General features: G+C 64.7%; 14 protein-coding genes and 1 pseudogene. 6 read left to right on the top strand and 9 right to left on the bottom strand.

What is annotated here, in order from left to right; all coding sequences use genetic code 11:
• Positions 1-12: 12 nt before the first annotated feature.
• From KBY85_RS05790 to mrdA, 3 genes are read left to right on the top strand one after another with little or no spacing between them, the layout of a single operon-like run.
• Complete coding sequence (locus KBY85_RS05790; protein ID WP_254960597.1) at positions 13-594, top strand: hypothetical protein; 582 nt, start codon at positions 13-15, stop codon at positions 592-594.
• Between the two features lie 52 nt (positions 595-646).
• Complete coding sequence (locus tag KBY85_RS05785) at positions 647-1,030, top strand: hypothetical protein (RefSeq protein WP_254960554.1); 384 nt, start codon at positions 647-649, stop codon at positions 1,028-1,030.
• A gap of 2 nt (positions 1,031-1,032) precedes the next feature.
• Complete coding sequence (gene mrdA / locus KBY85_RS05780) at positions 1,033-2,790, top strand: penicillin-binding protein 2 (RefSeq protein WP_254960553.1); 1,758 nt, start codon at positions 1,033-1,035, stop codon at positions 2,788-2,790.
• Position 2,791: 1 nt separating this feature from the next.
• On the opposite strand, the gene KBY85_RS05775 is transcribed toward mrdA, so the two are convergent.
• The 3 genes from KBY85_RS05775 to KBY85_RS05765 form a co-directional block, all read right to left on the bottom strand.
• A complete protein-coding gene (locus KBY85_RS05775) occupies positions 2,792-3,928 on the bottom strand; it encodes a glycosyltransferase family 1 protein (protein ID WP_254960552.1) in 1,137 nt (378 codons plus the stop codon).
• Positions 3,929-3,945: 17 nt separating this feature from the next.
• On the bottom strand, positions 3,946-5,139 hold the full coding sequence (locus KBY85_RS05770) for an NAD-dependent epimerase/dehydratase family protein (RefSeq protein WP_254960551.1): 1,194 nt from the start codon (positions 5,137-5,139) through the stop codon (positions 3,946-3,948).
• A gap of 81 nt (positions 5,140-5,220) precedes the next feature.
• Positions 5,221-6,051 carry a thiazole synthase gene (locus KBY85_RS05765; RefSeq protein WP_254960550.1) on the bottom strand — a complete coding sequence of 277 codons (831 nt, stop codon included), beginning with the start codon at positions 6,049-6,051 and terminating at the stop codon, positions 5,221-5,223.
• A gap of 57 nt (positions 6,052-6,108) precedes the next feature.
• Here KBY85_RS05765 and KBY85_RS05760 point away from each other — a divergent pair, with 57 nt between their 5' ends.
• Complete coding sequence (locus KBY85_RS05760; RefSeq protein WP_254960549.1) at positions 6,109-6,705, top strand: hypothetical protein; 597 nt, start codon at positions 6,109-6,111, stop codon at positions 6,703-6,705.
• 19 nt (positions 6,706-6,724) lie between these two features.
• Here KBY85_RS05760 and KBY85_RS05755 read toward each other — a convergent pair whose 3' ends face one another.
• From KBY85_RS05755 to rpmI, 3 genes are read right to left on the bottom strand one after another with little or no spacing between them, the layout of a single operon-like run.
• Positions 6,725-7,267: a tetratricopeptide repeat protein gene (locus KBY85_RS05755; RefSeq protein WP_254960548.1), complete on the bottom strand. Its 543-nt coding sequence runs from the start codon at positions 7,265-7,267 to the stop codon at positions 6,725-6,727.
• A 19-nt stretch (positions 7,268-7,286) separates the two neighbouring features.
• Positions 7,287-7,634: a 50S ribosomal protein L20 gene (rplT, locus tag KBY85_RS05750; protein ID WP_254960547.1), complete on the bottom strand. Its 348-nt coding sequence runs from the start codon at positions 7,632-7,634 to the stop codon at positions 7,287-7,289.
• A gap of 46 nt (positions 7,635-7,680) precedes the next feature.
• Positions 7,681-7,878 (bottom strand): 50S ribosomal protein L35, encoded by a 198-nt coding sequence (rpmI, locus tag KBY85_RS05745; protein ID WP_254960546.1) that lies wholly within the window; start codon positions 7,876-7,878, stop codon positions 7,681-7,683.
• Between the two features lie 221 nt (positions 7,879-8,099).
• On the opposite strand from rpmI, the gene KBY85_RS05740 reads away from it, so the two are divergent.
• Positions 8,100-9,557 carry a SpoIID/LytB domain-containing protein gene (locus tag KBY85_RS05740; RefSeq protein ID WP_315859512.1) on the top strand — a complete coding sequence of 486 codons (1,458 nt, stop codon included), beginning with the start codon at positions 8,100-8,102 and terminating at the stop codon, positions 9,555-9,557.
• A gap of 24 nt (positions 9,558-9,581) precedes the next feature.
• Positions 9,582-10,934 (top strand): glycosyltransferase family 2 protein, encoded by a 1,353-nt coding sequence (locus KBY85_RS05735; RefSeq protein ID WP_254960544.1) that lies wholly within the window; start codon positions 9,582-9,584, stop codon positions 10,932-10,934.
• Positions 10,935-10,964: 30 nt separating this feature from the next.
• On the opposite strand, the gene KBY85_RS05730 is transcribed toward KBY85_RS05735, so the two are convergent.
• The 3 genes and pseudogenes from KBY85_RS05730 to KBY85_RS05720 all read right to left on the bottom strand — a co-directional run.
• Complete coding sequence (locus tag KBY85_RS05730) at positions 10,965-12,728, bottom strand: DNA polymerase III subunit gamma/tau (protein ID WP_254960543.1); 1,764 nt, start codon at positions 12,726-12,728, stop codon at positions 10,965-10,967.
• Positions 12,729-12,745: 17 nt separating this feature from the next.
• Positions 12,746-13,357, bottom strand: a complete 612-nt coding sequence (locus KBY85_RS05725; protein ID WP_254960542.1) for a lecithin retinol acyltransferase family protein — start codon at positions 13,355-13,357, stop codon at positions 12,746-12,748.
• A gap of 14 nt (positions 13,358-13,371) precedes the next feature.
• A pseudogene (locus tag KBY85_RS05720) lies at positions 13,372-13,893 on the bottom strand (ATP-dependent Clp protease ATP-binding subunit ClpX); the annotation flags it as partial.

Here is a 13,893-nt window from a genome sequence, read left to right as displayed (position 1 = left end):
CCCGATCCCGACATGCAGCGACGGCTGCAGCAGGACAGCATCGTCCTGGCCGGCAAAACCATATATCTCAATCCCTTTCTGTATTGGCGTCGTTTCGATGCCAATACGGACCGCTGGCTGCGGGAGCCAGGCCAGTTGATGGAAGACCAGATCGCCAGCAACCGGCTCCGCTTTTATCCCGAGGTGGACTGGGAGCTGCTTGAAGAGGGTGAGCGGGCCGCCAAAGATGGCGCCGTGGAGATGTTCCTCAAGAGTCTGGAGCTGATCAGCACCTTCAACCCTGAGCTCTCGGCCGGTCATCTGCTCGAGGTTGAGCGCAAGATGGCGGTCACCAAGAAGAAATCATTTGAGCGCTGGGTGACCCGCTCCCTGCGCCGGCGCCAGCAGGAGGAAGAGAAGGCCCGGCGACGCTTTGACCGGGAGCGCAGCCTGCGGGCCTGGGGAGAATGGCTGGCCCTTGACGTCACCCGCCAGGCACTGGTGCCGCTGGCCTCGCTCCTGGTGATCGCCGTGGCGGCGGGTTGGTGGTGGGGTAGTCAGCAGAACTGCCGCCAGGTGATTGTTAATCCAGGGATCCAGCGGTTGGCTCCCTGAGCACCGGGTTGCAGGCAGGTCAGACTGTTGTTCCTGAGCCAGGAACGCCGCCATGGCCACCGACCCCTTTGATGCCCTCCGGCTCACCTTGATGCAGGACGTCCTGCCCGTGGGTTTGGCGGTGGTGGAGCGGGCTCGTAAGGGCGGGGCTCGCCAGGTGATGGCAGCTTTTGACGGCCAGGAGGCTGATCCCCTCGGCAGTTTGCGGGAGGAGGGCGAGCCTGCCGCTAGTCAGCTGCGCCAGGGCCTGGATCGGGTCAGCCCCGGCCTGGGCAACCCGGTGATGAAGGTGGAGGTCCACGATGTGGCCACAGAGGTAGGGGCTGAGGGAGCACACCAAGCCGATCCCCAGGACGCCTTGGAGCTGCAGCAGGGTCTGGCCCGCATAGCTGCTCGACTGGAGCAGCTGGAGCAGCGACTCGAGCCCAACGCCTGACCATGCCCTTTGGTCCAGCTGCCTCCCGTCACACCGGCATGGGCCGTCAGTCGGCCCTGCTGCTGGCTGTGGTGTTGCTGTTCAGCGGTGCCATGGTGGCGCGCTTGGCCTGGTTGCAGTTGCTGCACGGCGCTGAGAACCGCGCCAGGGCCGATGAAAACCGAATTCGGCTGCTGCCCCGCAACCCGATCCGGGGTCGCCTTTTGGATCGTCATGGCCAGGTGCTTGCCACTAGCCGGCTCACCTACAACCTCTACATCCAGCCGCGGGAGGTGGGTGACGCCCAGTGGCCGGCCCTGCGAGATCGCTTGGCGACGGTGGTTGGGTTACCTGCGTCCCAGCTGGAGGCGCGCCGACGCAGTGGTGCCAATGCGGAGGGATTTCGGATAGCTCTGGCCAGTGGCCTCAAGTCTGAGCAGGTGCTGCGCTTCCGGGAGCAGGCTGCCGGGCTCCAGGGCGCCGAGGTGGATGTGGACATCCTGCGCAGCTATCCCCACGGCCGGCTGGCTGCCCACGTGCTCGGTTACACCAGCGGGATCACGGAAGAGGAATACACCCAGCTCCAGCCCAAGGGCTACCGGATCCAGGATCGGGTGGGCCGCAGTGGGGTCGAGAAGCAGTTTGAGGGGCACCTGCGCGGCGAGTGGGGCGGCCAGCAGGTGGAGGTGAACGCCGCCGGCGAGGTGCAGCGCATCATCGGGGAGAAGTCTGCTAAGGCTGGTCAGGACCTGCGGCTCACCCTGGACCTGGCGCTGCAGCAGGCTGCAGAGCGCGCCCTCGACGGGGTGCGCAAGGGGGCGATCGTGGCGCTCGACCCCCAAACCGGAGCAATTCGGGCCCTGGCCAGCCGGCCAACCTTTGACCCCAATGTTTTTTCGCCGGCGCCGAGTTCCAGCCAGTGGAGCAGCCTCAATTCCCCCGATGCGCCCCTGCTGAATCGCGCCTTCCAGGGCTTTCCACCGGCCAGCACCTTCAAGATTGTCACCTCTGTGGCGGGTCTGGAGTCGGGCCGCTTCACGGCCGACTCGAAGGTGATGACGATGAATTCGTTCTGTTATGCGGGCCTTTGCTATGGCGACCATGGCGCCCATGGGGCCATCGGTTTTCCTTTCGCCCTGGCCGTGAGCAGCAATACCTTTTATTACCAGGTGGGGCTGAAGGTGGGCCCCGATGAGCTGTTCAAAGCTGCCCGGCGCATGGGCTATGGCCAGGTCACGGGCATTGAGCTGGTGGAGGAGGAGACCCCGGGCTTGCTGGGCGATCAGGCCTGGAAACAGGAGGTGCTGGGTGAGGGCTGGACACCCGTGGACACCATCACCTCGGCCATTGGCCAGGGGGCCTTGCAGGTGACCCCGATCCAGATGGCGCGGCTATATGCCGCCGTGGCCAACGGTGGTTGGCTGGTGACACCCCACCTGGTGGAGCGCCCCACGAAACGCACCTGGATCGGCCTTAAGCCGGCCACCCTGCGGGTGTTGCGGGATGGGCTGCGCCAGGTGGTGACCATCGGCACCGCCAAGCTTCTCAATGATCCCAACCTGCCTCCGGTGGCGGGCAAAACCGGCACTGGCGAAGATCCACCCCGGCCTGATCACGCCTGGTTTGGCGGCTATGCCCCAGCGGATAAGCCCACCTTGGTGATCATCGCCTTCGGGGAAAACTCCGGCGGCTATGGCGGCACGGTGGCAGCTCCGATGGTGAAGGCTTTGATGAACACCTGGTTCCGGGGCAGCCTGCCGGGGCAGGCGCCCCAGTCCTGATTCAGGCCACTAGTTGCAGGTCGGGCTTGGCCAACAGGCGCTGGTAGTAGCCGCGCAGTTGTTCGGTAGCTCCAGCCCAACCCCAGCGCTCGGCTTCCTCGCGGGCGTTGGTGCGCAGCTCGGCCCGTTGACTGGCATCGCCAAGGAGGCGCTCCACCGCAGCAGCCAGGCTGCCTTCCTGGTCTGGTTCGTAAAGGCAGCCATTGACCCCATCGCTGACGATGTCCGGGATGCCACCGCGGTTGGCGCCCACCACCGGGCAGCCGGCCGCCATGGCCTCCAGCAGCACCAGGCCCAGGGTTTCGGTGCTGGAGGGGAATAGAAAAGCGTCGCCGCTGGCGTAGGCCGCCGCCAGCTCTTGCCCGGCTAGGTAGCCCAAGAAGTGGGTAGGTGTGCCCGCAAAGATCTTCTCGAGTTGCAGCCGGTAGGGACCATCTCCAACTAGGGCCAGCCGGGCATCGGGCATTGTTTCAAGTACGGGCCGGATCCGTTCGATCTGTTTTTCCGCAGATAGGCGGCCGATATAGAGCAGCAGCTTGCCGGTGTCGCTCTGGCCATTTAGCAGCCGCTGTCGCATGGCATCGGAGCGCAGCGCCGGCTGGAAAAGCTCAGTGTCTACGCCGCGCTGCCACAAATCGGTGTGCTGGATTCCTTTCTCACTTAGCTCTTGCACCATGGCGGTGGAGGTGCAGAGGTTGAGCCTGGCTTGGTTGTGGGCAGCTTTGAGCAGTTCCCACAGCAGTGGCTCGAGCATGCCCATGCCGTAGTGCTCCAGGTATTTGGGCAGATGGGTGTGGTAGCTGGCTACCAGGGGATAGGCCTTGGTTTTGGCCAGCCAGATGCCGCCGAGCCCCAGGACGGCGGGATTGACAACGTGGACAAGATCAGGCTTGAAGCGATCCAGGGCTTCTGCCACCGCTGGCCGAGGCAGGGCCAGCTTGAGCTCGGGGTAGAGGGGTAGGGGCATTGCGGGCACCCCCACCACTTGGGCTCCCATGTAGGTCTCGGGGGCGCCTTCCGGGCAGAAGATAAGGACCTCATCGCCAGCCGCGACCAGATGCTGCACCGTCTTGGTGAGCCTGGTGACGATGCCGTCCACCTTGGGCAGAAAGGTTTCGGTGAAAAAGGCGATCTTCAAGGGTTTGGAGTTGTGCCTTAGGTCGTCTGGATGGCCTGAGCCTGGGTTTGGGTCCAGGCGGATTGGCAGGGAATGCGACTGCGGTCGCAGCGATCAGCCCACCGGCGCGCCACATCCACCACTTCAGCCAGCAGGCCGTCATCGAGGGTGGTGGGGTTGAGGCCCAGCTCGATGAAGCAGCGGTTGTCGACGATTAGATCGTTTTCGACGGCTTCGTTGCGCGGATTGGGCAGGTAATTGATCTGGGCGTCCGTGAGAGCCGCCACTTTGCGGGCTAGTTCACCAACCTGGTGGCTTTCGGTCATCTGGTTGAAGATCTTCACCCGCTCGCCCATGGCCGGCGGATTTTCCAGGGCCAGCTGCACGCACTTCACCGAATCGCGGATGTGGATGAAGGCGCGGGTCTGGCCGCCGGTGCCGTGCACAGTGAGCGGATAGCCGATCGCTGCCTGCATCAAAAAGCGATTGAGCACGGTGCCGTAGTCGCCGTCGTAGTCGAAGCGGTTGGTGAGGCGTGGGTCGCGCTCGGTGGCCTCGGTGTTGGTGCCCCAGACGATCCCCTGGTGCAGGTCGGTGATGCGGATCTGATCGTTTTTGTTGTAGTAGAGGAAGAGCAGCTGGTCCAGCGTCTTGGTCATGTGGTAAACGCTGCCCGGGCTGGCCGGGTGCAGGATCTCCTCCTCGAAGCGGCTGCCGTCGGGCTGGGGCACTTCCACCTTGAGGTAGCCCTCGGGGATGGTGGCGCCGCGGTGGGAGCCGTAGCCGTACACACCCATCGTGCCTAGATGCACGATGTGGATGTCGAGGCCGCTCTCCACGATCGCGGCTAGCAGGTTGTGGGTGCCGTTGACGTTGTTGTCGACGGTGTAGCGCTTGGTGGCGCTGCTTTTCATCGAGTAGGGAGCTGCGCGCTGCTCGGCGAAATGAACCACCGAATCGGGTCGCTCGTGGCGTAGCAGCTCCAGAAGCCGGTCGTATTCCCTGGCGATGTCCAGATGGACAAACCGCATTGGCTTGCCGCCCACCTGTTCCCAAGCCTTGAGACGGTCGCCCATGGTGGCGATCGGCGTCAGCGACTCCACCTCCAGGTCGACGTCGATCTTGCGCCGGCTGAGGTTGTCAATGACCACCACCTCATGGCCCGCATCTGCCAGGTTCACCGCGCAGGGCCAACCGCAGAAGCCGTCGCCACCGAGAACGAAGACCTTCATTGCAACGCCCATTCCGAAAACCCCAGACCCCTGCAGGACGAGCGGATGCTCCGCTTCGCAAGCTACTACAGGCGTTCAGCTTCAGCTCCCTACCCGGCCAACCTCGGGTGAGCTGGGATTGGCGTTTGCCCGTATGGGCAGCCGACCGGCGTGGAAGGCGCTGCGGCCGGCCTCACAGGCCATGGCCATGGCCCGCGCCATCGCCGGGGGGTCTCCTGCCAGGGCAATGGCGCTGTTGATCAGCAGGGCGTCTGCGCCCATTTCCATGGCCTGGGCGGCCTCGCTGGGCACGCCGATACCGGCGTCTACCACCACGGGCACCTTGGCGTTTTCGATGATCAGGGCGATGTTGGCGGCGTTGCGGATGCCCTGGCCCGAGCCGATCGGCGAGCCCAGGGGCATCACGGTGGCGCAGCCAGCCTCTTCGAGTCGCTTGGCCAGGAGTGGATCGGCATTGATGTAAGGCAGCACCGTGAAGCCCTCCTTCACCAGTTGCTCAGCAGCTGCCAGGGTGCCGAATGGATCGGGCAGCAAATGACGAGTGTCTGGAATCACCTCCAGCTTCACGAAGCAGTTGTCCTCCTGGCCTGCCAGCTTTGCCAGCTCCCGTCCCAGGCGGGCCACCCGGATCGCCTCCTCGGCGGTGGCGCAGCCGGCCGTGTTGGGCAGCATCCAGATGCGCTGCCAGTCGATGGCCTCCAGCAGGCCTGCATGGCCGGCAGCCTGGCTCTGCACCCGACGCACGGCAACGGTCACGATTTCGCAGTCGCTGGCGCTCAGGCTGGCCTGCATGGCCGCCAGGCTCGGATATTTACCGGTGCCGGTCATCAGGCGGCTGCGGAAGCTGCGCCCACCGATCACAAGTGGATCTTGGTGGGTGTGCGGTTCGCTGGTGGGAGCGGTGGTGACCACGGGGCAGGGCCAGATCTCGGCAACGGTCCTAGCCTCCCACTAGTCGGTTTTGTTGTTGTGTCTTTCGCCGTTCTTCGTGCTGCCCTGCCTCTGGCGCTGTTGCCAATGGGTTTGTTCCCGGCGCAGGCTGCTACACCCCTGGCCAGTGAGGCCTTTGTGCCTTTTACTGCTCCCGCGGCTGCCAGCGTTGGTGGTGAGTCGCTCAGTGGTCTGGGAGGTGCGGAGACCTTTGATCCAGTTGGCCGGGCCCAGCTGCTGGCCGGGGAGATGCCGCTCGTATGGAGTGGTACTTATCAATCCTTTGATAATTCCCAGATTGTGAGTGCTGAGCTGCGGCTTGCCTCGGTTAATCCGATGGGCCAGATGATCGACCTGCGCGGCGAACTTACGGTGGGTGGGGTTACCACTCCCGTGCAGGGCAACCTCAATGCCGAATCAGACCAGCTTGACCTGCTGATGCTCTGCCAGTGCGAGGTGTCGGGCCTGGAGATGGGAGGGGTATTTACGGGTCTGCAGGGCCTGCAGTTGTCAGGCTGGCAAGCCCCCCGTCTCACCAGCCGTGGCGGCCGCCTGGATCTGCGCCCCCTATCAAGTGCAAGTGCTAGCCGCGTCGTTGCACCAACCCGCGGTGCTGCAGTGCGCGGGCTTTGGTGAAGGTTGACTAGATAATCGCTTAGGCCGCCCGATTCAGGCCGGCCTTGCGATCGAGAAGTTTTAGACGTTTGCGGGCGGTTTTGTTGTTGGCGTCAAGGGCAATCACCTGCTCATAGGTCTGCTTGGCCTCTTCCAGCTTCAGCTGCTTTTCTAGGGCGAAGGCAAGATTATTGAGCGCTACCGGGTAGGCGGGCTTGGCTTCCAATGCCAGCCGGTAATGGCGAATTGCCGTTTTGTAGTTGTTTTGAGCGGCCAAGGCAAAGCCCAGGGCGTTTTGAATCACTGCTTGGGCTTCAGCCGGTTCTTTAGCGGCTTCGGCTTTCTTTAGAGCTTGCTTGAGTGATTCGGCGGCTTGGCCGTACAAGCGCTTACGTAATTGCACTGAGCCAAGCTCGTACAACGTGGCCGCGTTTGAGGGTTTAGGGCCCTCGCTACGCTCAAGCTTGGCCAGGGTGACTTCATCTGAGCGCACTCGCCAGATTTGACGGGCCACTACAACAGCAGCGACCCCCAGCAGAACGATCAGCCCAATTAGGTAGGCCTGGGGAAGGAGGGCGTCCAAAAAGACCTACCAGTGGAACTCAGTTTGAAGCAGCACCCACGACGCTGGTGAAGCTGCCGGGGTCGACCACGGCAAGCTGGGCCAGCATTTTGCGGTTGATGCGCACGTCTGCTTTCTTTAGGCCACCCATAAAGCGGCTATAGCTCAGGCCATTGAGCCGAGCTGCTGCGTTGATCCGGGCGATCCAGAGACGGCGGAAGTCGCGCTTGCGACGACGGCGGTCCCGGTAGGCATTGCAAAGCGCCTTCATCACCCGCTGGTTGGCGGTGCGGAAGAGGGAGCCATTGCCGCCGCGGAAGCCACGGGCTAGGCGAAGAATCTTGTTACGGCGTTTGCGGGCAACATTGCCCCTCTTGACGCGTGACATAGCAGTAGATCAGGAAGATAGAAGTGAAAATCGGCCGAGGTCGCGCTCAGGCGTAGGGGAGCATCGCCCTCACGTTGTCCGCATCGCGCTCATCAACAAGAGCCATTGTGCCCAGATGACGCTTGCGCTTCGGGCTCTTGTGATCGAGCAGGTGGTTGAGGAAGGCCCGGCGCCGCAGAAACTTGCCGGTGCCGGTGGCCTTGAACCGCTTGGCGGCTGCTTTGCGGGTCTTGAGCTTCGGCATTTCTCGGGTTGCGGCGGGCACAAACAAGCAGAGTACGACGTGGCAGTGCCCTCCTCCAAGACCCCTCTTTTTAAGCAATGTTTTCAGTCCGGTCCTCTTCGGCCCAATCGTTGTTGCCGTTAGCCGTTTGGGCCAGCACGCTGCTGCTCGCGGGGGGATGTCGGGCCGCCGCACCTCCCATTTCACCTGGATCCGGCCCTGGTTCCGCGCTGCATTGGCCCGTGCAGCCTCCGCCGGCAGTGGCGGCCACAGTGCCGGTGCTCTGGGTGGCCCTGGCAGCCCATTTGGGTCCGCCTACTCCCTTGGAGCTACGCAGCGCGGCTGGAAACCTCACCCTGCTGAGTGCGACGGGCCAGCGGTTTCAGGCGCCCCGGTTGCAGTTGCACTGGCGCAGGCTGCCGTTGGCCGAGCCCTTAGCGCTGCGCCGTCAGGTGTGGGGGCCCTTTGCCAGCTACGAGAGCGCCCAGGAGGCTGCTGGCCGTTGGCAACTGGCCGGTGCTACGCCAGTGATTGCCCACCCGGCCGAGTGGGAAGTGTGGGCCGCGCCCGATGCCCATGCGCCCGCTGGAGTTAGGCCGCGGCTGGTGGAGCAGCTGCAGCGCGATCGCCTGGTTTTGGAGCTGCGGCGCCCGGATGGCCCGATTCGCCTCGAGGGCCCCTTGCGCTTGGAGGCCCCGGGGGGGCTGCGCTGGCAGGGGGGGGTGTTTGCAGGTCCGTTCCGGCTCCAGGGAGATGCCTACGGCAGCTGGTCATTGGTGGAGGAGGTGCCCTTAGAGCGCTACCTACTTGGGGTTGTTCCCCATGAGATCGGTGCAGGCTCCCCCGCGGCGGCCCTGGCTGCCCAGGCGGTGCTGGCCCGCACCTGGGCCCTGCGCAACCAGGGGAGATTCGTGGTGGATGGCTACCACCTATGCGCCGATACCCAATGCCAGGTGTACGCAGACCCCCGCCAGGCCGGAGCAGCTGTACGCCAGGCGATTGCCGCCACCCAATATCAAGTCTTGAGCTGGCAGGGTGCGCCGATTCATGGCGTGTATCACGCCACAAATGGGGGGATTGCGGCCGGGTTTGAGGAGGTGTGGATTGGGGACGCCCTGCCCTACCTGAGGCCGCGGGTGGATGGTCCGCCGGCCGTTGCAGCCGCCGTGGTTTTGCCGTTGCAGCCGGCCCGGCTAGGAGCGGCCCTGGCGGCTACCGCCCGCGCCTATGGCTTCGACCACCCCCGCTTCCGCTGGTCTCGCCAGCTCGATTCGGCCCAGATTCAGCAGGCCTTGAGCCGCGCTGCCCTGCCCTTGGGCCTGCCGCCCACACGCCTGGCGGTGCTGGAGCGGGGCCCCAGTGGACGGGTATTGGCGCTGGAAATACAGGCGCAGGCAGCCAGCGGAGTGCGGCAGAGCGTGGTGCTGCGCCGTGATGCGATTCGCCGCACCTTGCGGCAGTTGCCCAGCACCCTCTTTGTGTTGCGGCCGGACGGCCCGGGTCGCTGGATTTTCGAGGGGGGAGGGTTTGGCCACGGTGCCGGCCTGTCTCAAGCAGGAGCTATCGACTTAGCCCGGCGTGGCTGGAGCCTGGCTCGCATCCTCGATCACTACTATCCGGGTACCAGGCTCCAGTCCCTCAGGGCGTTGCCAGGCATCAGCCCCCTGTCCGAGCCCGGCTCGGCTGCCAGTTCCCCCTAGAGTTCGGCGACTTTCGGGATCGCCATGGTTGTGGGTGGCCGTACCACCGATCACCGTCGCGGCAAGTCGGCCCTGTTCCTGATCGGCTGCGGCTGGGCGGGAATGGCTCCCCATTGGCTCCATGAGTCGCTGCGCCTGATCCCGGCTCTCACCCTGGCCGTGCTGCTTGGGGGCTACAGCCTGCGCACCGTGTTGCGCCAGGTTTTTGGTTCGGTAGGCAGCCTAGAATCAGCTCAAGCCTCCGCCGCTCAAGGGGCTGAACCCCTGCCCGCAGTGGACGTGGTGGTGGCGGCCCGCGATGAGCAGGCAGTTATTGGCCGCCTGGTGGAGCGCATTGCTCAGTTGAGCTACCCGCAGGGGCAGATGCGGCTCTGGGTAATTGACGACGCCAGCAGCGATCGGACTCCCCAGGTTTTGGCTGAGCTGCAGGAGCGTCATCCTTTTCTGCAGGTATTGCGGCGTGAGCCAGATGCCGGCGGCGGCAAATCGGGAGCTCTAAATCTGGTGCTGCAGCAGCTTCAGGGCCGCTGGATGTTCGTGCTCGACGCTGATGCAGACCTTCAGATCGATACTCTGGAGCGGCTGATTCCCTACGCAGAAGCTGGTGGCTGGTCGGCCGTGCAGTTGCGCAAAGCTGAGGTGAATGCCACCGCCAATTGGCTGACCCGAGCCCAAGCCATGGAGATGGCCCTCGACGCCGTGATCCAGCAGGGTCGCTTAGCTGTGGGAGGAGTAGCCGAATTGCGCGGCAATGGCCAGCTGCTGCGCCGGGACGCCCTGCTCAGTAGCGGTGGTTTCAACGAGGGCACGGTCACCGACGACCTAGACCTCAGTTTCAGGCTGCTGCTCGACGGCCAGCCGATTGGCATCCTCTGGGATCCGCCGGTACAGGAAGAGGCGGTGCTGAGTGTGGCTGCCCTCTGGCGTCAGCGTCAGCGTTGGGCTGAAGGCGGTTTGCAGCGCTTCTTCGATTACTGGCCCGGCCTGATTTCGGAGCGTCTAAGCGCAAGTCAGAAGCTTGATTTAACCAGCTTCTTCCTGCTCCAATACTTTTTGCCGGTGGTGGCGATTGCCGATTTGATCGGCGCCGTGATTACGGGCACCCGCCCAACCATCTGGCCCCTTTCCTTTGTTGCCTTTGGGCTCTCTGGAGGGGCGATCTTGGCCGGTTGTCGTCGCCCTAGCGAGGGCCCGGCCCTGCCGGCCATGAACGTCTGGAACCTGCTCCTGGGTATTGCCTATTTGAGCCACTGGTTTGTGGTGATTCCCTGGACCACTCTGCGCATGGCCCTGCTTCCCAAGAGCCTGGTTTGGGCCAAAACCATGCACCTCGGCGAGGAGGAAGAGTCCCAAATCGAAGATCCGGCCACCGCCTGATTACCCGTTCCACAATTGTGCTGGCCCCGCTCAGGCAGCCGCCTCCTCTGCATCGCCAGTCAATGCATCGCCAGTCAATTCATCGAGCGGCCCATCAAGTTCAACTACTTCGCCATTGAAGAACTCCGCCAGTCTTTTGGCCTTGTCATCGAGGGGCGCGGCTAAGGGGGGCGCAGTTGCGGCTGGGGCTGCTGGTGTTGGTAGGGGTGCTGGGGCTGGGGCTGGCGTTGGCGTTGGCGGTGGTGGTGCCGGTCTGGGGGTGGCGGCACTGGGGGCGGTGATCGTTGGTGCGGAGCTCTCCCCACCCCCTTCCAATGTGAGCTGGCGCGGGCTGCCTAGGGCCTTAGCTACCGCTGCTTCCAGCAGGGGCAGGCGGCTCTGCACCATGGCCATCCAGTTGCCGGCAACCTGCACCACGGCACGGCGCTCATCGAGGCGCACCAGCCGGGCTTGTTGGGAAAGCAACATTCGCGTAGAAGGCAGCTCCAGGCCCGCCAGGATTTGCTGCCAGAGCTCCGGCAGGTTGGCGGAGCTGGTGGGCTCGACGCTGACTGGAGTTGCAGCTGGAGCCGGCGCTGGAGCTGGGATTGGGGCGGCGGCTGGGGGGGCAACTGCCGCGACCGCCGGTGCAGCTGCTGTGGAGGCTGCGGCAGGCGCTGCGGCAGCGATTGGCTGGGCGGCAGCTACCGGCTCGGCCAGCAGGCCTAATAGCAGCACCTCTAGCCACAGGCGCGGGTTGACGCTGTGGCGCAGCTGCTGCTCGCTGCCCCTTAGCTGGGCCTGCCACTGAAGCAGGCGGGCTTTGCCGAGGGAGCGGGCCAGATCGGGAAGGGCTTGGCGGAACTGGGGCGACACGCTGGTGAGCTCTAGGCGGTCGGGCGCCGTGCCAGCCAGCACTAGATCCCGCAGCAGGCTGACGAGCCCCTGCAGCACGGCGGCGGGCTCCCGGCCCCGCTCCAGCAGCTCGCGGCAACCCTCCAGCAGGGCGAGGGGATCGCAACTGGCCAGGGCACCGGCTAGGGCCAGTAGTTCCTGCTCCGGTACAGCCCCCAGCAGCTCCCATACCGCTGTGGCCTCGATCGGCGCCGGCAGCAGACTTAGCTGATCAAGCAGGCTCTCCGCATCCCGCAGGCCCCCCTGGGCTCGCTGGGCCACCACGTGCAGGGCTTCTGGAGTGATGCCGATCCGCTCCTGCTCGGCGATCCAGCTGAGGTGTTGCTCGAGGGCCTGCAGGGGGATGCGGCGGAAATCGAAGCGTTGACAGCGGCTCAGGATTGTGGCGAGTACCCGCTGGGGGTCGGTGGTGGCCAGCACAAACACCACCCGCGGCGGGGGCTCCTCCAAGGTTTTGAGCAGGGCGTTGAAGGCGGCGGTCGAGAGCATGTGGCACTCGTCCACCACATACACCTTCCAGCGGGCCTGCACTGGAGCGAAGCGGGAGCGCTCGATCAGCTCGCGGATGTTGTCGACACCGGTGTTGGAGGCGGCGTCGATCTCGATTACATCGAGGGCATTGCCGGCGGCGATGGAGGTGCAGAGCTCGCAGACGCCACAGGGCTCGGGGGTGGGCCCATCGCTGCCGATGCAGTTGAGGGAGCGGGCCAGGATGCGGGCGCTGGAGGTTTTACCCGTGCCGCGCGGGCCACAAAACAGATAGGCCGGCGCAATCCGGCCGGTGCGCAGGGCATTGCTCAGGGTGGCGGCGATCGCCTCCTGCCCCACCAGCTGGTCGAAGCGCTGGGGACGGTATTTGTGGTGGAGGGGTTGGTAGCTGGAGATCGCCGTTGGGCTCATGAAGCTGAGGCTTGAGATTAGTGGCCCTGGTCCGGTTCGAGCTGGCGCCTTAGCCGCTCTTCCAGTTCTTCCACGGCCGTGAGTTGGTCGGCCAGTTTCTGGGCCGCCAGCCTCAGGCTTTCGAAGCGGTCCTGGCCCCAGCGCGCTTCAGCTCGGCCTAGCTCCTGCTCCAATTTCTGCTGCAGGCCTTGGCGCAGCTTGTCGAGTTCGGCCAGGTTGCCCTGGCGCAGAAGCATTCGGGCAGCACTGAGCATGGCCGCTGGCACCCACTGACCGATGGCCAGGGCCCCGAGGCTGCCGGTGTGCAGCAAATCCTCGACCTGGGCGCTGCGATGCCGGCCGGTCTTGCACCAATGGGCGAAGTGTTCGCAGTTGTTGAACAGCAGGTTGTAATTCTGTTCGCCTAGGCGCCCCATGGCCCGCCGCAGGGTCACGCCGGCCGGGGAGCAGTCGCCCGCGGCATAGGGAACCACCGCTACAGGTTCGCCGCGGCTGAAATCGGCCAGGGGGCTGCGCAGGATTTCGCGCCCTTCCAGGTAGTGGGCCACGCTGCCGTCGCCTAGATCGATGCCGTGGTGCAGGAACAGACCGTGCTGGCGCGGCACCTGCAGGTGGTCAGCTGCGGCCATCGTTTCGCGCCCGATCAGGCGCTGGCCTGCTGTGGCGAATCCAGGCTGGCGCTGCCGAGGGGCACCACCTTGCCCTTGCTGCGCTGCTCCACCAGCTCCCGGGTCACGGTGAAGCTCTTGACGTCGTTGCGGGAGGGCAGGTCGTACATCAGGTCGAGCATCAGCTCTTCGACGATGCCGCGCAGGGCCCGGGCGCCGGTCTTGCGGCGATGGGCCTCGATGGCAATCGCTTCAACAGCGCCGGCTTCGAAATCGAGCTGCACGTTGTCCATGCTCAGCAGGGTTTGGAACTGCTTGATCAGGGCATCCCGGGGCTCGGTGAGAATGGCTTGCAGGGCCGGCGTATCGAGGGGCTCAAGCACCGCACTAACCGGCAGCCGACCAATGAATTCAGGGATCAGGCCGTAGCGCACTAGGTCTTGGGGCTCTAGATGGCGCAGCACCTCGGCCCCATGGCGATCCTTGCCGCTGCGGGGCCGGCTGCTGCCATCGGCACTGAGGAAACCTATGGAGTTGCGGCCCAGCCGCTTCTGCAC

Origin of the sequence: Cyanobium sp. BA5m-10 (assembly GCF_024346255.1) — a bacterium.
GTDB classification, from domain to species: domain Bacteria; phylum Cyanobacteriota; class Cyanobacteriia; order PCC-6307; family Cyanobiaceae; genus Cyanobium_A; species Cyanobium_A usitatum.
Note: the sequence above shows the minus strand (reverse complement) of the source record. Positions and strands in the feature narration are given on the sequence as shown.